General features: G+C 72.9%; 19 protein-coding genes. 11 read left to right on the top strand and 8 right to left on the bottom strand.

Annotated features, from left to right (window positions below):
• Window positions 1–7 precede the first annotated feature (7 nt).
• Entirely contained in the window at window positions 8–967 is a 960-nt protein-coding gene (gene uriH, locus ACTHM3_RS00705) for a uridine-preferring nucleoside hydrolase UriH (protein ID WP_440404162.1), read from the bottom strand.
• Window positions 968–1,029: 62 nt separating this feature from the next.
• Between uriH and ACTHM3_RS00700 the strand changes: the two genes are divergently transcribed.
• The 4 genes from ACTHM3_RS00700 to ACTHM3_RS00685 are packed head-to-tail and all read left to right on the top strand — an operon-like array spanning window position 1,030 to window position 4,493.
• Window positions 1,030–2,229, top strand: coding sequence for an adenosylhomocysteinase (locus ACTHM3_RS00700; RefSeq protein WP_440404161.1), 1,200 nt, complete (start codon window positions 1,030–1,032; stop codon window positions 2,227–2,229).
• Entirely contained in the window at window positions 2,229–2,957 is a 729-nt protein-coding gene (locus ACTHM3_RS00695) for an IclR family transcriptional regulator (protein WP_440404160.1), read from the top strand. Before ACTHM3_RS00700 ends, ACTHM3_RS00695 begins: the two co-directional genes overlap by 1 nt.
• 4 nt (window positions 2,958–2,961) lie before the next feature.
• Window positions 2,962–4,041 carry an adenosine deaminase gene (locus ACTHM3_RS00690; protein ID WP_440404159.1) on the top strand — a complete coding sequence of 360 codons (1,080 nt, stop codon included), beginning with the start codon at window positions 2,962–2,964 and terminating at the stop codon, window positions 4,039–4,041.
• On the top strand, window positions 4,041–4,493 hold the full coding sequence (locus tag ACTHM3_RS00685) for a PTS sugar transporter subunit IIA (protein WP_440404158.1): 453 nt from the start codon (window positions 4,041–4,043) through the stop codon (window positions 4,491–4,493). Before ACTHM3_RS00690 ends, ACTHM3_RS00685 begins: the two co-directional genes overlap by 1 nt.
• Before the next feature lie 10 nt (window positions 4,494–4,503).
• Here ACTHM3_RS00685 and ACTHM3_RS00680 read toward each other — a convergent pair whose 3' ends face one another.
• Together ACTHM3_RS00680 and ACTHM3_RS00675 are read right to left on the bottom strand one after the other, a co-directional pair.
• Window positions 4,504–6,189: a phospho-sugar mutase gene (locus tag ACTHM3_RS00680; protein ID WP_440404157.1), complete on the bottom strand. Its 1,686-nt coding sequence runs from the start codon at window positions 6,187–6,189 to the stop codon at window positions 4,504–4,506.
• A complete protein-coding gene (locus ACTHM3_RS00675; protein ID WP_440404156.1) occupies window positions 6,186–7,016 on the bottom strand; it encodes a purine-nucleoside phosphorylase in 831 nt (276 codons plus the stop codon). The genes ACTHM3_RS00680 and ACTHM3_RS00675 overlap by 4 nt, the downstream gene beginning before the upstream one ends.
• Before the next feature lie 150 nt (window positions 7,017–7,166).
• Between ACTHM3_RS00675 and ACTHM3_RS00670 the strand changes: the two genes are divergently transcribed.
• From ACTHM3_RS00670 to ACTHM3_RS00660, 3 genes are all read left to right on the top strand, one after another.
• Complete coding sequence (locus tag ACTHM3_RS00670; protein WP_440404155.1) at window positions 7,167–8,603, top strand: NAD(P)H-quinone dehydrogenase; 1,437 nt, start codon at window positions 7,167–7,169, stop codon at window positions 8,601–8,603.
• Between the two features lie 260 nt (window positions 8,604–8,863).
• Window positions 8,864–9,721 (top strand): type IV toxin-antitoxin system AbiEi family antitoxin domain-containing protein, encoded by an 858-nt coding sequence (locus tag ACTHM3_RS00665; protein WP_440404154.1) that lies wholly within the window; start codon window positions 8,864–8,866, stop codon window positions 9,719–9,721.
• 181 nt (window positions 9,722–9,902) lie between these two features.
• The gene (locus ACTHM3_RS00660; RefSeq protein WP_440404153.1) at window positions 9,903–10,118 is read left to right on the top strand and encodes a hypothetical protein; all 216 of its coding nucleotides are present in this window, start codon (window positions 9,903–9,905) and stop codon (window positions 10,116–10,118) included.
• A 45-nt stretch (window positions 10,119–10,163) separates the two neighbouring features.
• Here the strand turns inward: ACTHM3_RS00660 and ACTHM3_RS00655 are convergent, their stop codons facing one another.
• Both ACTHM3_RS00655 and ACTHM3_RS00650 read right to left on the bottom strand, forming a co-directional pair.
• Window positions 10,164–11,945, bottom strand: coding sequence for an acetyl/propionyl/methylcrotonyl-CoA carboxylase subunit alpha (locus tag ACTHM3_RS00655; protein WP_440404152.1), 1,782 nt, complete (start codon window positions 11,943–11,945; stop codon window positions 10,164–10,166).
• An 86-nt stretch (window positions 11,946–12,031) separates the two neighbouring features.
• A complete protein-coding gene (locus ACTHM3_RS00650; RefSeq protein ID WP_440404151.1) occupies window positions 12,032–12,646 on the bottom strand; it encodes a Maf family protein in 615 nt (204 codons plus the stop codon).
• 18 nt (window positions 12,647–12,664) lie between these two features.
• Between ACTHM3_RS00650 and ACTHM3_RS00645 the strand changes: the two genes are divergently transcribed.
• From ACTHM3_RS00645 to ACTHM3_RS00630, 4 genes are all read left to right on the top strand, one after another.
• Window positions 12,665–13,885 carry a class I SAM-dependent RNA methyltransferase gene (locus ACTHM3_RS00645; protein WP_440404150.1) on the top strand — a complete coding sequence of 407 codons (1,221 nt, stop codon included), beginning with the start codon at window positions 12,665–12,667 and terminating at the stop codon, window positions 13,883–13,885.
• Window positions 13,886–13,994: 109 nt separating this feature from the next.
• Entirely contained in the window at window positions 13,995–14,687 is a 693-nt protein-coding gene (locus tag ACTHM3_RS00640) for a response regulator transcription factor (protein ID WP_440404149.1), read from the top strand.
• Window positions 14,677–15,894: a sensor histidine kinase gene (locus tag ACTHM3_RS00635; RefSeq protein WP_440404148.1), complete on the top strand. Its 1,218-nt coding sequence runs from the start codon at window positions 14,677–14,679 to the stop codon at window positions 15,892–15,894. The genes ACTHM3_RS00640 and ACTHM3_RS00635 overlap by 11 nt, the downstream gene beginning before the upstream one ends.
• The gene (locus tag ACTHM3_RS00630) at window positions 15,891–16,973 is read left to right on the top strand and encodes a hypothetical protein (protein WP_440404147.1); all 1,083 of its coding nucleotides are present in this window, start codon (window positions 15,891–15,893) and stop codon (window positions 16,971–16,973) included. The genes ACTHM3_RS00635 and ACTHM3_RS00630 overlap by 4 nt, the downstream gene beginning before the upstream one ends.
• Here the strand turns inward: ACTHM3_RS00630 and ACTHM3_RS00625 are convergent.
• The 3 genes from ACTHM3_RS00625 to ACTHM3_RS00615 all read right to left on the bottom strand — a co-directional run.
• Window positions 16,937–17,734: an FkbM family methyltransferase gene (locus ACTHM3_RS00625; protein WP_440404146.1), complete on the bottom strand. Its 798-nt coding sequence runs from the start codon at window positions 17,732–17,734 to the stop codon at window positions 16,937–16,939. The genes ACTHM3_RS00630 and ACTHM3_RS00625 overlap by 37 nt on opposite strands.
• Window positions 17,735–18,154: 420 nt before the next feature.
• Window positions 18,155–18,394, bottom strand: coding sequence for an acyl-CoA carboxylase epsilon subunit (locus ACTHM3_RS00620; RefSeq protein WP_440404145.1), 240 nt, complete (start codon window positions 18,392–18,394; stop codon window positions 18,155–18,157).
• Window positions 18,391–19,770, bottom strand: a 1,380-nt coding sequence (locus ACTHM3_RS00615; protein WP_440404144.1) for an acyl-CoA carboxylase subunit beta, incomplete at its 5' end; no start/stop codon positions are given. The genes ACTHM3_RS00620 and ACTHM3_RS00615, both read right to left, overlap by 4 nt.

Below are 19,770 nucleotides of genomic sequence, written 5' to 3'. Positions count from 1 at the left end.
CTGCGCGCTAGTCGACCCGCTCGACGAGCGGGTCGCCGAGAGCGCGGATCGCGTCCAGGACGAGGCCCCAGAACCGCTCCGCGTCGAGCTCTAGTGCCACCTGCGTGCGGGTGCCCTCGGGCGCCGGACCGCGCAGGTCGACCACCGTCATCCCGAGGGTGTGCTCCCCGCGGGTCTCGACCGCGATCGGCGCCGGGATCGCGCGCACGATCGTCGGATCGATGACGTAGGCGACCGCGCACGGATCGTGCACGGGCGGGTGGTCGAATCCCGCGACCTCCCGATAGGCGGCGGTGAAGAAGTCCATGAGCTCGCCGGCGAAGCGGGCGGGGCCGGTGCCGATCTCCCGGATCGCCGCCACGACCTCGTCGGTCGCGAGGGCCTGGTGCGTCAGGTCGAGCCCGACCATGGTCACCGTCCACCCGGCGGCGAAGACGGCCGCGGCGGCCTCCGGGTCGACGACGATGTTGAACTCCGCGACCGGGCTCCAGTTGCCGACGCGCGCCCCGCCGCCCATGAGCACGACCTCGCGCACCCGCCCGACGATCGCGGGCTCCAGGCGCATCGCGAGGGCGATGTTGGTGAGCGGCCCGGTCGGCACGAGCGTGATGGTCCCGGGCTCGGCGGCCATGACCGTGTCGACGATGAACTGGGCCGCGTGCCGTGGATCGAGCTCGATGTCGGGCTCCGGGAGCACGGGGCCGTCGAGTCCGGAGGCGCCGTGGATCTCCTCCGCGACCTCGACCGGTCGCAGCAGCGGGTGCGCCGCGCCCTTCGCGAACGGGACGCCGTGGATGCCGGCGACCCGCGCCACCGCGAGCGCGTTCCGCGTCACCTTGTCGATCGTCTGGTTGCCGCCCACGGTCGTGACGCCGACGAGCTCGATCTCGGGGGAGCCCCACGCCAGCAGCAGCGCCATCGCGTCGTCGTGCCCGGGGTCGCAGTCGAGGATGATCTTCGTCGGCATCCGCGCAGTCTACGAGTCGTTCACTCATGAAAGCCACGTTCATATGTGAAACACTGGCGCGCATGACCGATGTCGCTGTCGATCCCGCCGAGCGCGGCGCCGCCCGCGTGCGCTGGATCCGCTCCCGCATGCCCCTCCTCGCCGCCGCCCGCGCACAGTTCGCGGAGAGCCGCCCGTTCTCCGGCCACCGCATCGGCATGTCGCTGCACCTCGAGCCGAAGACCGCGGTGCTCCTCGAGACGCTCGCCGCGGGAGGCGCCGAGATCGTCGCGACCGGCAATCACGGCTCGACCCAGGACGACGTCGTCGCCTTCCTCCGCGGCCAGGGGATGACCGTGTTCGGGGCGCGCGACGACACGCTCGAGCAGCACCACGCCCACGTCGCGGCCGTCGTCGACGCGGAGCCGGACATCCTGCTGGACAACGGCGCCGACCTGGCCGCCCTGGTCGCCGAGCGGGGCCTCGCCGCGCGCATCGTCGGCGGCACGGAGGAGACCACCTCGGGCGGCGACCGACTGCGCGGCGAGCTCGCCGGCCGCATCCCGTTCCCGGTGGTCGTCATCAACGACTCGCTGCTCAAGGCGATCGGCGAGAACAAGCACGCGGTGGGCCAGTCGGTCGTCGAGAGCTTCATGCGCCTGACGAACCTCATGGTGCCGGGCCGGCGCTTCGTCGTCGCCGGATACGGCTGGTGCGGGCGCGGCGTCGCGCACTACCTCCGGCAGTTCGGCGGCAAGGTCGCCGTCGTCGAGGTGGACGAGTTGAAGGCGTTCGAGGCGGCGCTCGACGGGTTCCGGGTCGGCGGCCCCGAGCAGCTGAACGGCGACCTCGCGCGCTGGGGCGAGGTGTTCATCACCGCGACCGGGCATCCCGACATCCTCACGCCGACGTTCTTCGACGCGGTCGCCGACGGCGCCGTGCTCGCGAACTGCGGGCACTTCCCGTGGGAGATCGACGTCGCGGCGCTGAAGGCCGGCGCCGCCTCCGTCGAGCGGCTCGACGACGCGATCGAACGGATCGGGCTGCCGGACGGCCGCCACGTGATCCTGCTCGCCGAGGGCCGCATGATGAACCTCGCCGGCCGAGAGCCGAAGGGCAACTCGCTCGAGTCGATGGACCTCGGATTCCTCCTGCAGTCGCTCTCTCTGGAGCGCGTCGCGCGCGACGCGGCGTCGCTCCGCGTGGGGGCCCAGCCGGTGCCCGACGACATCGACCGCGAGATCGCGCGCCGGATGCTCGCCGCCATGGGCGCCGATCGCTGATGGCCGCCGAGTACGCGGTCCCGGCGCTCGACAAGGCGTTCGACGTGCTGGAGCTCGTCGCCGCGAGCCCGCGGCCGCTCGCGCAGAACGAGATCGCCGAGCGGACCGGCCGCACGGTCGGGCAGCTGTTCCGCGTGCTGGTCGCGCTGGAGGCCCGCGGGTGGCTCGTGCGCGACGAGGAGTCGGGGCGGTACACGCTCTCGATGGCCGCGTTCGACCTCGCCCACCGGCAGCCGGCGCTCCGCGGGCTGCTCGTCGCCGCGACGCCGGCGATGCGCGCGCTCGCCGACGAGCTGCGGCAGTCGTGCAACCTCGGCGTGCTCGACATGGCCGCCGTCCGTGTCGTGGGGCAGGCGGAGAGCCCGGCCGACTTCGGCTACCGGGTCCGGGTCGGGGCGCTCTTCCCGCTCGAGAGCGCGGCGGGCGCGGTCCTCGTCGCGCTCGGCGACCCGGACGTGCGCGCCGAGCACCTCGCGCGCCTCGATCGGCGGGAGGTCGCGGCGATCGAGCGCGACGGCCTGCTGCGCCGCGCCGACCCCGTGCAACCGGGCATCACCGACGTCGCCGTCGCGGTGCGCGACCGGCTCGGAGCGGCGCGCGCGGTGCTCACCGTGCCCTACGTCGCGACCAGCCACAGCGAGCGCGACCTCGACGCGGTGGTCGCCGCCGCACTCGTCGCGGCCGACCGGATCTCGAAGCGGATCATCGGAGTCGGCGCGATAGGTTGAGCGCATGAGCGACGCCGTCCGGAGCCTGCCCAAGGTCTCCCTCCACGACCACCTCGACGGGGGACTCCGGCCGCAGACGATCATCGAGCTCGGCGACGCGATCGGGTTCGTCCCTCCCGCGCCCGAGGCGGGGGAGCTGGGGCGCTGGTTCGCCGCTCAGAGCGACTCCGGATCGCTCGTCGAGTACCTGAAGACCTTCGACGTCACGCTCGCCGTCATGCAGACGGCGGAGGGGCTCACCCGCGTCGCGCGCGAGTTCGTCGAGGACCTGCACGCCGACGGCGTCATCTACGGCGAGATCCGCTGGGCGCCCGAGCAGCACCTGAGTCGCGGACTCACGCTCGACCAGGCCGTCGAGGCCGTCCAGCTCGGTATCGACCAGGCGGTCGACGCGGTGGAGTCGGCGGGCGGCTTCATCCGCGCGGGACAGCTCGTGAGCTCCATGCGGATGACGGACCGCGGCCGCGAGATCGCGGAGCTCGCGCTGCGACACCGCGACCGCGGCGTGGTCGGCTTCGACATCGCCGGGCCCGAGGCCGGGTTCCCGCCGAGCCGCATGCGCGACGCGTTCGACCTGCTCGCGGCCAACTGGTTCCCGACGACCGTTCACGCCGGCGAGGCCGACGGCCTCGAGAGCATCGCCTCGGCGCTGCTCGACGGGCGCGCGCTCCGCCTCGGGCACGGCGTCCGGATCGCCGAGGACCTCCGGGTCACGGAGTCCGACGAGGCCTACGAGGTCGAGCTCGGCCCGCTCGCGCAGTGGGTGCGCGACCGCGGCATCGCGCTCGAGACGAGCCCGAGCTCCAACCTGCAGACCGGTGCGGTCGCGGCCTGGGGCACGGAGATGTCCGACCACCCGTTCGACATGCTCTACCAGCTGGGATTCCGGGTCACCGTCAACACCGACAACCGCCTCATGAGCGCGACGACGCTCACGCGCGAGCTCGAGCTGCTCAGCGAGGCGTTCGGCTACGACGACGCCGACCTGGAGACCTTCCAGCTCAACGCCGCCGAGGTCGCCTTCCTCCCGCTCGAGGACCGCGAGGAGATCGTCGAGCGGATCGGGGACGGGTTCGACCGCTGATGGAACTGCCCGCCCTGCCCGACGACGCCGTCGAGCTCGGAGCCCCGGTCGCCGACTGGCGTGGCGCGATCGAGCTCGCGGGCTCCGTGCTGTCGCGGATCGGCGCGGCCCGACCGGGCTACGCCGACGCGATGATCCGGATGGTCGAGGACCGCGGTCCGTACATCGTGATCGCGCCCGGCCTCGCGCTCGCCCATGCGCGCAGCGGGCAGGACGTGAAGGCGGACGGCCTCGCGGTCGTCACGCTCGCCGAGCCGGTCGCGTTCGGGCATCCGCACAACGACCCGGTGCGGGTGGTGCTCGCCCTGGCGGCGGCGTCGCCCGAGCGGCACCTGCCGATGCTCGCGGCCGTGGCGAACGCGTTCAACGCGCGCGGCGCGGTGGAGCGGATCGCGGAGGCGACCACCCCCGACGAGGTGCGTGCGGCACTCGCGATCTCGCGGGCCGAGTAGCGCGCCGGGCTCACCCGGCGGCGAGCAGCTCCCGCATCCCCGCGTCGAGCCGCGCGAGCGTCGCCTGCGCGCGCTCCAGCCGCTCGGTCGCGTCGCCCTCGTCCGACCACGTGTCGAGGTACGCCTTGAGCTTCGGCTCGGTGCCGCTCGGCCGCACGATCACGCGCGCCCCGCCCTCGAGGTGGATCCGCAGGATGTCGCCCGGCGGAAACGGCGCGAACCCGTCGCGGAAGTCCTCGATCCGCTCCACCCGGATGCCGCCCACCTCGGCCGGCGGCGCCTGCCGGAGGCGGGCCATCATCCGCCCGATCTCGTGAAGCTCACGGACGCGGATCGAGATCTGCCCGGAGGCGTAGCCGCCGAACTGCGCGGCGAACGCGAGCAGCTCGTCGGCGATCGTGCGTCCCTCGGCGGCGAGCGACGCGGCGAGGTCGAGGATCGCGACCGCGGCCGAGATGCCGTCCTTGTCGCGCACCTTGTCGGGGTCGACGAGGTAGCCGAGGGCCTCCTCGTAGCCGAAGACGAGCCCGCCGACGCGCGAGATCCACTTGAAGCCGGTCAGCGTCTCCTGGTAGTCCAGGCCGAGCTGGCGCGCGACGTCGCCGAGGGCGGGGGAGCTGACGAGGGACGCGGCGAGACGCCCGTTGCCCCCGTCGGGCGTGAGGCGGTCGACGCGGCGCGCGGCGCGCCAGCCGAGCAGCCACCCCACCTCGTTGCCGGAGAGTCGACGCCAGCCCCCCTCGGCGGCCGGGTCGGGGATGCCCACCGCGAGGCGGTCGGCGTCGGGGTCGTTCGCGATGATGAGCTCGGCCCGCGCCTCGCGGGCGGTCGCGATCGCGAGGTCGAGCGCGCCCGGCTCCTCGGGGTTCGGGAATCCGACCGTGGGGAACGCCGGGTCCGGCTCCTGCTGCGCCTCGACGGAGGTGGGGGCGGGCAGGCCGGCCGCCGCGAACACCGCCGAGGCCGTCTCCCACCCGACGCCGTGCATCGCGGTGTAGACGAACGAGGGCGCGTCGCCGTGGCGGGCGAGCGCGGCCGTGCGGCGCACGTACTCGGCCACGACGTCCTCGTCGCCGATCGCGTAGCCCTCGTCGCGGGGGAGGCCGGCGATCGAGCCCTCGGCGACGCGCAGGATCTCGGCCTGGATGTCGGCGTCCGCCGGCGGCACGATCTGCGATCCGTGGTCGAGCCCGCCGAGGTAGACCTTGTAGCCGTTGTCGCGCGCCGGGTTGTGGCTCGCGGTCACCATGACGCCGGCACTCGCGCCGAGGTGGCGGACGGCGAAGGCGAGCACGGGCGTCGGGAGCGCGCGGGGGAGCAGCGTCGCCGCGACGCCGGCGCCCTGGAGGAGCTCCGCGGAGTCGCGGGCGAAGACGTCGGAGTTGGTGCGGCCGTCGTAGCCGATGACGACGGTCGGGTGCTCCTCGCGCCCGCGCAGGTACGCGGCGAGGCCGGCGGCGGCCTGGGCGACGAGGACCCGGTTCATGCGGGTGGGGCCGGCGCCGAGCTCGCCGCGGAGGCCCGCGGTGCCGAAGTCGAGCCGGCCCGCGAAGCGCTCGACGAGAGCCGCGGTGTCGTCGCCGTCGATCAGCGCCCGGAGCTCGGCGCGCGTCTCCGGGTCGGGGTCCTGAGCGAGCCACGCCTCGGCGCGGGCCCGGGCCCCGGCGCGATTCAGGGCCACGGCGTCGTCGGTCACAGCGCCGCCACCACCTTCGCGAGGAGCGCCGAGATCACCGGCTCGGCGGCCTGCCCCGCCTCGAGGACCTCGCGGTGGCTGAGCGGCTCCGGCGAGATCCCGGCGGCGAGGTTGGTGATCAGCGAGAAGCCGAGGATATCCATGCCCGCCTGACGCGCCGCGATCGCCTCGAGGGCGGTCGACATGCCCACGATGTGGCCGCCGATCGCCTTCGCCATCTGCACCTCGGCGGGCGTCTCGTAGTGCGGTCCGCGGAACTGCGTGTACACGCCCTCGTCGAGCGACGGGTCGATCGACCGCGCGACCGCGCGCAGCCGCGCCGAGTAGAGGTCGGTCAGATCGACGAACGTCGCGCCCTCGAGCGGGGACGCGGCCGTCAGGTTGATGTGGTCGCTGATGAGGACCGGCGTGCCCGGCGTCCAGTGCTCCTTGATGCCGCCGGCGCCGTTGGTCAGCACCATGGTCGTCGCACCCGCGGCGGCGGCGGTGCGCACGGAGTGCACCACCCGTCGGACGCCGTGGCCCTCGTAGAAGTGGGTGCGCGCCCCGATCACGAGGGCGCGCCTGCCGTTCGGCAGCAGGACGCTGCGGAGCGTGCCGACGTGACCGGTGAGGGCCGGCGTCGAGAACCCGAGGATCTCGGTCGCGGGGACGGTCGCGGTCGTCTCGCCGATGAGGTCCGCGGCCTTCGCCCACCCGCTGCCGAGGGTGAGCGCGATGTCGTGCTTCTCGACGCCCGTGGCCTCCGCGAGCTGCTCCGCCGCGCGGCGGGCGATGTCGAACGGGTCGGCCGAGGGATCGTCGAGCGGGTTGGCGTCGCTGTCCATCCGGCCAGCCTAGAGCGGCAGCGGGCGTTCGAAGAGGCGGCTGACGGACTCCACGGGCCCCTGCGCATGGGCCTCGAACAGGGCGCGACCCGATACGCGACCGCGGGATGTTCACCAGCCCGGTCCGCGCCCACCCGACAGAATGGACTCATGCCCTATGAGTTCGAGCGGACCCACCGGATCGCCATCCTGGGAGGCGGTCCCGGCGGATACGAGGCCGCCCTCACGGGTGCGCAGCTCGGCGCGGAGGTGACGCTCGTCGAGCGCGCCGGTGTCGGCGGCTCCGCGGTGCTCACCGACGTGGTCCCCTCGAAGACCCTCATCGCGACCGCGGAGGCCGCCGGCGCGGTCGGGGAGGCCGCGGACCTCGGGGTGCAGTTCTACGTGCACAACGACGCGGGTCGCGCCGTCCGCCCCGACACGACGGTGAACCTCGCCGCCGTCAACCAGCGGCTGCTCATGCTGGCCCGCCAGCAGTCCGAGGACATGAAGGCGCAGCTCGTGAAGGCGGGGGTGCGCATCGTCGCGGGCGACGGGCGCCTCGACGGGCCGAACCGGCTCCTCGTCTCGACCGGCACCGGCAAGAAGCGCGTCGACTTCGATGAGATCGACGCCGACACCCTCGTCGTGGCCGTGGGCGCGAGCCCCCGCGAGCTCTCGAGCGCGAAGCCCGACGGCGAGCGGATCCTCACGTGGAAGCAGGTCTACGCGCTCGACGCCGTGCCGGAGCACCTGATCGTCGTCGGCTCCGGGGTGACGGGCGCGGAGTTCGCCTCGGCCTACCGGGCGCTCGGCGCCGAGGTCACCCTCATCTCCAGTCGCGAGCAGGTGCTGCCCGGCGAGGACAGCGACGCGGCGCGTGTCATCGAGGACGTCTTCACCCGCAACGGCATGGACGTGCTCTCGAAGAGCCGCGCCGAGAAGGTCGAGCGCGACGGCGACGGGGTCGTGGTCACGCTCACCGACGGACGGACCGTGGAGGGCTCGCACTGTCTGCTCGCGGTGGGCGCGATCCCGAACACCGCCGGGATCGGGCTCGAGGAGGCGGGGGTCCAGCTCCTGGATTCCGGCCACATCCGCGTCAACCGGGTCGCCCGCACGTCGATGCCGTCGATCTACGCGGCCGGCGACTGCAGCGACTTCCTCCCGCTCGCCTCCGTCGCATCCATGCAGGGGCGCACGGCCGTGTTCCACGCGATGGGCGACGCCGTCACGCCGACCGAGCTGCGCAACGTGACGAGCAACATCTTCACGCAGCCCGAGGTCGCCACGGTCGGCTGGTCGCAGAAGCAGATCGAGGAGGGGATCGCACAGGGCGAGGTCTACAAGCTCCCGCTCGCGTCGAACCCGCGCGCCAAGATGATGGGGCTCCGCGACGGATTCGTGAAGCTGTTCGCGCGCACCGGCTCCGGCACGGTCATCGGCGGCGTGGTCGTCGCGCCGAAGGCGTCGGACCTCATCCTGCCGATCGCGCTCGCAGTGGAGCACCGTCTCACCGTCGACCAGCTCGCGGAGGCGTTCAGCGTCTACCCGTCGCTGTCGGGGTCGATTACCGACGCGGCGCGGGCCATGCACATCGTCGGCTGACGCCGGCCCTCGCGTCGCCTGACCGCCGTCGTGCCGCACGGCGTCGCGTCGCACCCGCGCCGCCGTCGCGCCCGCCCCTCCGGACCCGCGCCGTTTTCAGAACGGAGCGCGGGACACGCCGCCCGTCTGATTGCGCACGGCGGCGTGTCGCGTCCCCGCTCCTGAGAAGCGCCGCCCTCCTCAGGCGCGACGGCCTACCGACTATCCCCGGATCCCGGTGCTCTGGCGCGGGAGCGCAGGCTCCGGCGCATCCTCGGGGCGTGCAGGTCGAGGCAGTGCTGGCTGCTCTGGGACATGTGGCGAGCCGCGCGCAGATCCTGGACGGCGGCATCGAGCCCCGCGCTCTCGCCTCCGCCGTCGGGACCGGACGCCTGAGGCGGATCGGACGCGGCTGGTACGCCGACCGGGAGGCGACGCGGGAGCAGGTCGTCGCGGTCCGGGTCGGCGGCGTCCTCGGCGGGCCGTCGGCAGCCGTCTCGTACGGGATGTGGGTGCCCCAAGGCCTGCCCGTCCATGTGAGTCTGGCGCGCAACGTGTCGCGGCTGCGGCCAGCTCCCGCCGGTGAGCGGATCCGACTCGACTGGAGCCGACCGGCGGGCGGAATCGCGGGAGCAGGGCCGCAGTGGCGGGTCGATCCCGTGCTCGCCGTCCGGCAGTCCGCGTCGGTCCTGAAGCGCGACCATCTCGTCGCGCTGATCGACTCGGCTCTGCACTCCGGCCTCGTCACGGGCCGCGCGATCGAGGCCATCGTGCCGGCGGACGTGATCCGGAGAGTCGACCCGGCGGCCGAGTCCGGGATCGAATCGCTCGTGCGGGTGCGGCTCGCCGATCTCGGGCTCCCGGTTCGACCGCAGGTTGTCGTTCCCGGCGTCGGGCGGCTCGACCTGGTCGTCGGCGACCGCCTCGTCATCGAGACCGACGGTCGTGCTCATCACGGGGTGGAGCGGTTCGAGGCCGATCGGGCTCGGGATCTCGAGCTGGCCGCGCGCGACCTCGTGGTGCTTCGACTCAGTTACCGCCAGGTGATGCACGACTGGGCGGCAGTCGAGGACGCAGTCCTGCGTGTGATCGAACGGCGCGGTCACCTTGCTCGGCATCCGTTTCTCAGGTCGGGATGAGGGGCAGCGCGGGTGAGGACGCCGATACGCCGGCGCGTCGTGGCGCGCGATCCTGAAAAACGCGTCGGGAGGCGCTAACCGGAGTGGCGCTCGACCCCGCGTCCGCGCCATGATGGGGGTCAGCAGGCAGTGGCTCTTGGGGGGCGACCGCCGCCTTTCGTCCTCGGAAGGAACCGCCCCCGTGTCCGCCCTCCTCACCGCCCTCGCCCCGATCGTCGTGCACGCGGCCGCCGACCTGAACGACGTGTGGGTCACGGCGCAGGGCGTTCGGAACGTCCCGGTGCTCGCGCTCGTGTGGAGCGGCATCGCCGTGCTCGCCGGCGGCCTGATCGCGGTGTGGGCACGCCGGGAGCGCGCGCTGCAGCGGTCGCTCGCGCGGCTGCGGGCGATCCTGTAACGCGGTCTCGGGAGGCCGCTTCGCGGCCGCTCGACCCGCGACGGGTCAGTCCTCGATCGCGAGGAGCCGGTGCCCGGCCGACACCGTGGCGCCGATCGTGGCGTCGACCCGGGCGATCGTGCCGTCCTTGTGGGCGGTGATCGGCTGCTCCATCTTCATGGCCTCGAGCACGAGCACGAGGTCGCCCTTGACGACCTTGTCGCCCTCGCCGACGGAGATCTTCACGACGGTCGCCTGCATGGGCGCCGTCACATCGTCGCCGCTCGCCGCGACCGCGACGGACCCGCCCGCGCCCCGGCGACGCGGCACCGCCCCGGACGAGCCCTTCGACGCGCCCGTCGACCGCCCGCCGCTCGGCAGCAGCCGCGCCGGGAGCGAGACCCCGATCCGCTTGCCGTCGACCTCGACGACGACCTCGTGCCGCTCCTCCGACGACGCCGCGTCCGGCAGCATGCCGCCCCACGGCTCGATGTCGTTGTCGAAGTCCGTCTCGATCCAGCGGGTGTAGACGCCGAACTTCCCGTCCGCGGCGACGAACGCCGGGTCGTGCACGATCTTGCGGTGGAACGGGAGGACGGTCGGCAGGCCGGAGACCTCGAACTCGTCGAGGGCGCGGCGGGCGCGCTCGAGCGCGTCCTGCCGGTCGGAGCCCGTCACGATGAGCTTCGCGAGGAGGGAGTCGAAGGCGCCGGAGATCACGTCGCCGGTCGTGACACCGGAGTCGACGCGCACCCCGGGGCCGCCGGGGAAGCGCAGCACGCTCACGGGGCCGGGCGTCGGCAGGAAGTTGCGGCCCGGGTCCTCGCCGTTGATGCGGAACTCGAAGGAGTGGCCCTTCGGCTCCGGGTCCTTGTAGTCGAGGAGGCCGCCCTCGGCGATGCGGAACTGCTCGCGCACGAGGTCGAGGCCGGTGACCTCCTCGGAGACGCAGTGCTCCACCTGCAGGCGGGTGTTCACCTCGAGGAACGAGACCGTGCCGTCCTTGCCGATGAGGAACTCGCAGGTGCCGGCGCCGAGGTAGCCGACCTCCTTGAGGATGGCCTTCGACGAGTCGTAGAGGAGCTTCTTCTGCTTGTCGGTGAGGAACGGTGCGGGCGCCTCCTCGACGAGCTTCTGGTGGCGGCGCTGCAGCGAGCAGTCGCGCGTCGAGACGATGACGACGTTGCCCTTGCTGTCGGCGAGGCACTGCGTCTCGACGTGGCGCGGCTCGTCGAGGTACTTCTCGACGAAGCACTCGCCGCGACCGAACGCCGCGACCGCCTCGCGGGTCGCCGAGTCGAAGAGCTCGGGGATCTCCTCCATCGTGCGGGCGACCTTGAGGCCGCGGCCGCCGCCGCCGAACGCGGCCTTGATGGCGACCGGGAGGCCGACCTTCTTCGCGAACTTCTGGATCTCCGCGGCGTCCTTGACCGGGTTGAGCGTGCCCGGCGCGAGCGGGGCGCCGACCTTCTCGGCGACGTGCCGGGCGGAGACCTTGTCGCCGAGGCGCTCGATCGACTCCGGGCTCGGGCCGATCCAGGTGATGCCGGCCGCGATGACGGCCCGCGCGAAGTCGGCGTTCTCGGCCAGGAACCCGTACCCGGGGTGCACGGCGTCGGCGCCCGAGCGCCGGGCCACCGAGAGGAGCTTGTCGATGACGAGGTAGGTCTCGGCGCTCGTCGTGCCCTCGAGGGCGTAGGCCTCGTCGGCCAGCTTGACGTGCCGCGCGTCGCGGTCCTGGTCGGCGTAGACGGCGACCGATGCGATGCCCGCATCCTTCGCCGCCCGGATGACTCGCACCGCGATCTCTCCGCGGTTGGCGATCAGGACCTTGGTGATGCGCGCCATAACTCCTCAGCCTATGGGGCGGATCGGGGGTCGCCTTTGTCGGGCCCGCACAGAAGCGCCGCGTCGGCGTTGTCCGAGCCGTCCAGCTACCGGTTCCAGAGCGACGGCCAGTCGTGGCCGAGCCGGCGCACGAGCGTCCGCAGCAGCTGGACGCTGAGGCCGACGACCGCGTGCGGGTCGCCGTCGATCTCGCGGATGAAGCCGGCGCCCTTGGCATCGATCGTGAACGCGCCCGCGACCTCGAGCGGCTCGCCCGTGGCCACGTACGCGTCGATCTCGGCGTCGGTGATGTCCTCGGCGAATCGGACCGTTGCGGACGCGACGCCCGATTCCGCGCGCCCGTCGGTCGCGTCGATGAGCGTGTGTCCGGAGTAGAGGACGCCGGACTGCCCGCGCTGGGCGAGCCAGCGCTCGCGCGCCCGCTCCGGCAGGTGCGGCTTGCCGTAGACGACCCCGCCGAGGTCGAAGGCGGAGTCGCCGCCGAGGACGAGGCCGTCGTCGACCTGCGCCGCCACCGCCTCGGCCTTCAGCCGGCCGAGCAGGCTCACCGTCTGCAATGCGTCGAGCCGGCCGTGCTCCGCCTCCGCCGCGGCGACCGCGGCCTCCTCGTCGACACCCGGCGCGACCGTCACCGGCTCGATGCCGACTGCCCGCAGCGTCGCGAGGCGGGCGGGGGACGTCGAAGCGAGGTACAGGTGCACGCTCCTATCGTTGTGCAGATGGGCGAGAACGTGGGCCGCGAGGTCGAGCTGGAGCCGCAGCGGATCGCGCACGGCGGCATCAGCGTCGCGCGGCTCGACGGGCGCGTGGTCTTCGTGTCCGATGCGATCCCCGGTGAGCGGGTCGTCGCGCGCATCACCGACGACCGCAAGAAAGCGTTCTGGCAGGCCGACACCGTCCGGGTGCTGCAGCCGAGCCCGCACCGCCGGCCGCACGTCTGGCCGGAGGCCGCGCTCGAGCGCGACCCGGACGAGCGGGCCGGTGGCGCCGAGTTCGGCCACATCGCCGTGCCGCACCAGCGGGAGCTGAAGGCGCAGGTGCTGACGGATGCGCTCCAGCGCTTCGGCGGCCTCGAGCGCCGGGTCGAGGTGGAGGGCCTGCCCGGCCCGGCCGACGGGACCCGCTGGCGCACCCGGGTCCGCCTTCACGTCGACGACGACGGCGTCGTGGGCCCGTACGCGGCGCGGTCGCACCGCGTGGTCCCCGTCGCCTCCCTGCCGCTGGCGGTGGAGGCGGTGGAAGCCCTCGCCCCGCGCGACGGGATGACGGGGGTCGACACGGTCGACGTGCTCGCGCCGACCGAGGGCGAGGCCCGCCTGATCGTGGGACGGCAGACGCCGTCGGCCATCCGCGAGCGGGTCGGGGAGCGCGAGTTCCGGCTCGACGACGACGGCTTCTGGCAGGTGCACCGGGCGGCCCCGGAGACGCTCTCGTCGGCGGTCCGCGACGCGGTCGATCCCGAGCTGCTCGACCCGCGCGCGGCCAACCTCGACCTCTACGGCGGCGTCGGCCTCCTCGCCGCAGCCCTCGGCGACCTCGCGGGCCCCGCGCTCCGCATCACGAGCGTCGAATCCGACGCGCGCGCCACCGAGCATGCCGCGGAGAACCTCGCGGAATGGATCGGCGCCCGGGCCGAGACGGGACGTGTCGAGCGGTGGGTGCGGGGCCTCGCCGACGCGAGCGCCACGGAGCGCGCCCGGCTGGGAGCCGCCACGGTGATCCTGGACCCGCCGCGGGCCGGCGCGGGGGCCGACGTGCTCACCGCGATCGCGGCGGTCCGCCCTGCTCAGATCGTCTACGTGGCCTGCGACCCGGTGGCGTTCGCCCGCGATGCCGGGGTGCTCGACGGGCTCGGCTACACGCTCGGGTCGCTGAGGGCGTTCGACCTGTTCCCGAACACGCATCACGTCGAAGCCGTGGGGCGGTTCACCCGCGAGTAACCCTCCGATCTGGGGGTCGGATTCGTGCGGGGTGTCCGGGGTCCCCGGGCACCCCTCGCGGTACCATGAGCCAGGGCGACACCACCGCGCCCCGATCGGGAGTATCAGCATGAGCGCTGTGACCATGGAGCGGCCGGCCGCTCACGACACCGTCCGCGTCGCGATCGTCGACGACCACGAGTCGGTCCAGCTCGGCCTCAAGGCGGCGTTCGCCGACGACGGCTACGACGTGATCACGACCGCGGCGACGGTCGACGCGTTCATCGACGGACTCCACGGCCGCGAGGTCGACGTCACGGTGCTCGACCTCTCGCTCGGCGACGGCTCGAGCGTCACCGAGAACGTCAAGCGCGTGCAGGCCGCGGGATCCGCCGTCCTGGTGCACTCGATCGCCGACCGCGTCGCCCTCGTGCGCGAGGCGCTCGCCGCCGGCGCCGCGGGCGTCATCCCGAAGTCGTCCGCCACCAAGACGGTGATCGCCGCCGCGGCGACCGTCGCGCGCGGCGAGGTGCTCAACAACCTCGAGTGGGCGACCGCGATCGACGCCGATCGCGACTTCGCCAAGGCTCAACTCGGCCGACGCGAGCGCGAGATCCTGCACCTGTACGCCTCGGGGCTGCCGCTCAAGCTCGCCGCCGAGCAGCTGGGCATCGGCTACTCGACCGCTCGCGAGTACCTCGACCGCATCCGGGTGAAGTACGTCGAGGTCGGCCGCCCCGCGCCCACCAAGGTCGACCTGCTCCGTCGGGCCGTCGAGGACGGCATCCTGCCGGGACTCGACGCCGACGGCGATGGACGCTAGCTCCCCCCGCCTTCTCCCGCCGCCGACCCGCCAGGTCCGCACCCCGCTCAGCCTGGCGCGCGTCGATGCGGCCGTCTCGCGTTCTGCGGGCGCGATCGGCATCGTCTTCTTCCTCCAGTCCGCGCCTGTGCTCTTCGGGCAGCTGCACGACACGACGCCGGTCTGGACCGGCGTCGTCATCGCGCTCATCGTCCTGTCGCTGCTCGCCGCGCTCGTCGCCTCGGTTGCCGGGCGCTTCGTGCAGTACGCCACCGTCGCGTTCGCGGCGGTCTTCCTGGTCGTGATGCTGAGCTGGCCGTTCGCCGTCGTGCATCCGAACGGCGACAGCCCCTGGTTCTACTACCTCATGACCGTCGCGACCGGGATGGCGGCCATCGGCCTGAGCGTGCAGTCGGCCACCGTGTACCTCTTCGCGGTGCCGACCCTGTACGCGGCGCTGCGGCTGACCTCGGCGGGCGGCGGGCTCTCGCCGCTCAAGGTGACCCTCGACTCCGTCTACTCGCTCATGCTCGGCGGCGCGATCCTCATCCTCGTCACGATGCTGCGGTCGGCGTCGTCGCACGTCGACGCCGCCCAGGCCACGGCGCTCGACCGCTACTCCATCGCCGTGCGGCAGCACGCGACCGAGGCCGAGCGCGTCCGTGTCGACGCGATCGTGCACGACAGTGTGCTGACGACGCTCCTGACCGCCGCACGCGCGTACGACCCCGAGGCCAAGGCGTTCGCCGCGAGCCAGGCCGCGGCCGCGATCGCGCATCTGCGCGAGGCCGCGCTCGTGACACCGGACGACGGATCCGTCGTCCGCATCGCGCTCGTCGCGGACGGCATCCGTGACGCCGTCAAGCAGCTCGCGGCGCCGTTCGCCGTCTCGATCGCGAGGCTCGGTCCGCGCGCCATCCCGAGCGTCGCGGGGGAGGCGATGCACGCGGCCGCCGTGCAGGCCGCGGTCAACAGCGTGAACCACGCCGGTCCGGATGCGCATCGCTCACTGCGGATCACCGATCACGACGGGGCGCTGCACGTCGAGATCATCGACGACGGCGTCGGTTTCGAGCCCGCGCGCGTCCCGCGCGAGCGCCTCGGCGTGCGCGTGTCGATCATCGAGCGCCTCGCCAACGCGGGCGGCCGGGCCGACATCCGCACGGCGCCGGGCGCGGGCACGACGATCGAGCTGGTCTGGCCGGCCGAGCCGGAGGCGGCGCCGTGAACGTCGGGGTGCCCCGCTGGGCGATCGTGAGCGTCGCCGCCCTCTTCTCGGCGTACGTCGTGATCCTCGGGCTCTACGCGATCGATCGGGTGTCGTCGCCCTATCCGGTGATCGTCGCGATGGTGCTCTTCGGCGCGGCGGTGGTCGTGACGCTCCTGCCGATCGGACCGAGCCGGATGCCGATCTGGCTCGCCGCCTTCGCCCTCTCCGTGCTCGTCGCCGTCACCCTTCTCGTCAGCAGCGAGATCGACCTGGGCGACCCGCAGGGCACGGGCTACGCGACCTGGTACGTCGCCGGTGACGGCGCCCTCATGACGATCGTCGCGACGCGGCTGCGGCCCGGCTGGGCGTGGGCGGGCATCATCTTCCTCGCCGCCCACACGGTGCTCTGGGCGGGACCCGTCGGGCTCGTGAATCTCGGCGTCATCGGCTCGGCGAGCTGGGTGACCGTCGCGCACGTCATCTCGCTCGCCCTCACGCGCGCCGGTCGCGAGACGCGGCGCTTCGCCATCGCCGAGCGCGAGACCGCGACCTGGCAGGCCGCCCAGGAGGCGCACGTGATGGAGCGCCAGTTCCGGCTGGGTCGGACGAGCGTCATGGCGCTGCGGATGCTGCAGACGATCGAGCGCTCGGGCGGCGAGCTGACGCCCGAGGAGCGCGAGGAGTGCCTGCATCTCGAGGGCGCGATCCGCGACGAGATCCGCGGCCGGCGGCTGCTCAACGACGCGGTCCGCGAGCAGGTCATGGACGCCCGGCGGCGCGGGGCCACGGTCACGCTTCTCGACGAGGGCGGCATCGACGACCTCGTCGACGACGACCTCGAGCGCGTGCTCGACCGCCTCGCGGAGGCGATCCGCGACACCGACGCCGATCGCGTCATCGCCCGTACGGTGCCCGAGGGGTCCGACGTCGCGGTCACCGTCGTCGGGCTGCGGAGCCCCGACGAGCACGCCCGCGCCCTCGGCCTCGACGACGAGGAGGGCGAGGCCGTCGCGCTGTGGCTGGAGATCCCGCGCAGCCTCCCGGAGGCGGACCCGGAGGATCAGCGCGCGAGTGCCGCCGGCGTCGCGAACAGGTAGTTGCGCACGGGCGGTTCGACCGTGTCGACCTCGACCCAAGCCGCACCGTCCCAGGTGTGCATGCGGTAGTCGGGCCAGCGCTCCCGCACGTCGGCGAGGAAGCCGGCGGCGTCGCGCCCGTAGCGGACCAGGTGGCGGTCCTCGATCTCCAGGAGCAGGCTGGGGAGGTCGCGCCCGATCACCCCGCGCGCACCCTCGATGACGGAGGGCTCGAAGCCCTCCACGTCGACCTTGATGAAGGCCACACGGTCGACCCCGTGCTCCGCGCACCACGCGTCGACGGTGTCGACGCGGGTGGAGCTGCGGTGGATGCGGTGGGTGCCGTCGTCGGCGCCCTCGGCGATGTGGCCGTGGCCGAAGATCGGGAAGCCGCGCAGGAACGGCACGGCGATGTGGCCGATGCCCGCTTCCGGCCCGAGCGCGACCCGACGCGTCAGGCCGCGCCGCGCGCCGGTCAGGGTGCGCAGCAGCCGGACGGTGAACACACCTCGGTGCTGCGGCTCGAACGAGAACACGCGCCCGTCGCGACCGACGAGGTCGGCGAGCGGGAGTGTGTACATGCCGAGAGCTGCGCCGATGTCGAGGACCGTGTCGCCGGGGCGCACGACGGCGTCCAGGCCGTTCAGCTCGGGCTCCGCCCAGTGGAAGCGGATCGCCAGACGGTACAGGCCGTGAGCGGCGCGGAGGCGCCACCCGGAGCGGCGGGGGGCGCGCGCGACGGCGGCCGAGGGGACGGACGTCGATGCGGCGTCGGCGGTCACTGCTGCCTCTTCCAAGGGGGAGTCCGCGGCGACGCGGGATGTGCGGGTGGCTCGACTCTACGGCAGCGGGCGGATCGCTGGAGAAACGACGGGGGCCGGCGGATGAACACCGGCCCCCGTGACGTTTCCGGGTCAGGGCGATAACCCGAATATCGCCCTGACCCGCCCCCACGTCATCGGCTCGCTTACCCTTGTCGGCCGATGAATGGCGACGTGCACAGTGAGGCACGTCTGACGACTACCACTATGCAACGCGCCGTAGAACGCGGGGAGTCGTCATTTCGGGGGACAAGACGCCCGGGTCTCCAAAATGACGGACGTCATCGGGGGACATGCCGCCCGCGTCCCGCCGAGAACCGCGCTCGACCACCGGAGGGGTCACTGATTCCGTCGCGAAATGATCCGGGCGACGCTGCGATCTCAGCGGCCGAACGAGCGCCAGTCGCCGCGGGCGAGCGGCCGGCGGATCGTGCGCCGGCCGCGCTCCCACGCGCTGGCGTTCGTCGGCGCCTGGACGCGTTCCTCGGCCGCCAGTTGCTCGAGCGCCGCGGCCACGACCGCGGTCACCGCGGCGACCTCGACCGGGGTCGGCTCGCCGGCCGTGATGCGGATCCGAGCGGCGTAGTCGACGGCGTCCGGATCCGACGTCGGGATCGTCACAGCGGGATGTTCCCGTGCTTCTTGGGCGGCTGCTCGGCCCGCTTCGTGCGGAGGGCCCGGAGCGCCTTGATCACGACGATGCGGGTCGCGGCCGGCTCGATGATCCCGTCGAGCTCCCCGCGCTCGGCGGCGAGGACCGGCGAGGCGACGTTATAGGTGTACTCGTTGGCGAGCCGCGTGCGCACGGCGGCGACGTCCTCGCCGGCCGCCTCCGCCGCCTTGATCTCGCCGCGGTAGAGGATGTTGACCGCTCCCTGACCGCCCATGACCGCGATCTCGGCGGTCGGCCAGGCGTAGTTGAGGTCGGCGCCGAGCTGCTTGGAGCCCATGACGATGTACGCGCCGCCGTACGCCTTGCGCGTGATCACGGTGACGAGCGGGACCGTCGCCTCTGCGTAGGCGTAGAGGAGCTTCGCGCCGCGGCGGATGACGCCCGTCCACTCCTGGTCGGTGCCGGGCAGGTAGCCGGGGACATCGACGAGGGTCAGGATCGGGATCGAGAACGCGTCGCAGAAGCGCACGAAGCGCGCCGCCTTCTCGCCCGCCTCGATGTTGAGCGTGCCGGCCATCGCCTGCGGCTGGTTGGCGATGATGCCGACCGAGCGCCCTTCGATCCGGGCGAAGCCGATCACGATGTTGGGCGCGTAGAGCGGCTGGACCTCGAGGAAGTCGGCGTCGTCGACGAGCGCATCGATCACCTCGTGCACGTCGTACGGCTGGTTCGGCGAGTCGGGGATGATCGCGTTCAGCCGCCGGTCGGCGTCGGTGACCTCGAGCTCCGCCTCCGTCTCGTAGACGGGCGGGTCGACCAGGTTGTTGTCCGGGAGGAACGAGACGAGGGTGCGGGCGTAATCGAGCGCGTCGTCCTCGTCGGAGGCGAGGTAGTGGGCCACGCCGGAGGTCTTGTTGTGGGTGAGGGCCCCGCCCAGCTCCTCGAACCCGACGTCCTCGCCGGTGACCGTCTTGATGACGTCGGGGCCGGTGACGAACATGTGGCTCGTCTTATCGACCATGATCACGAAGTCGGTGAGCGCCGGGGAGTACACCGCTCCGCCGGCCGCGGGGCCCATCACGATCGAGATCTGCGGGATCACCCCGGAGGCGGCGGTGTTGCGGCGGAAGATCTCGCCGTACGCGCCGAGCGCGACGACGCCCTCCTGGATCCGGGCGCCGCCGGAGTCGAGGATGCCGATGATCGGCACGCCCGTCTTCAGGGCGTGCTCCATCACCTTGATGATCTTCTCGCCGGCGACCTCGCCGAGCGAGCCGCCGAAGATCGTGAAGTCCTGCGCGTAGACGGCGACCTGCCGGCCGTGGATCGTCCCGGTCCCCGTAACGACCGCGTCGCCGTAGGGCCGGTTGCGCTCCATGCCGAA

The sequence above is a fragment of the Pseudolysinimonas sp. genome, from assembly GCF_051954455.1.
In the GTDB taxonomy this organism is placed as follows: Bacteria; Actinomycetota; Actinomycetes; order Actinomycetales; family Microbacteriaceae; genus Pseudolysinimonas.
This window is presented reverse-complemented; position numbering and strand designations above follow the sequence as displayed.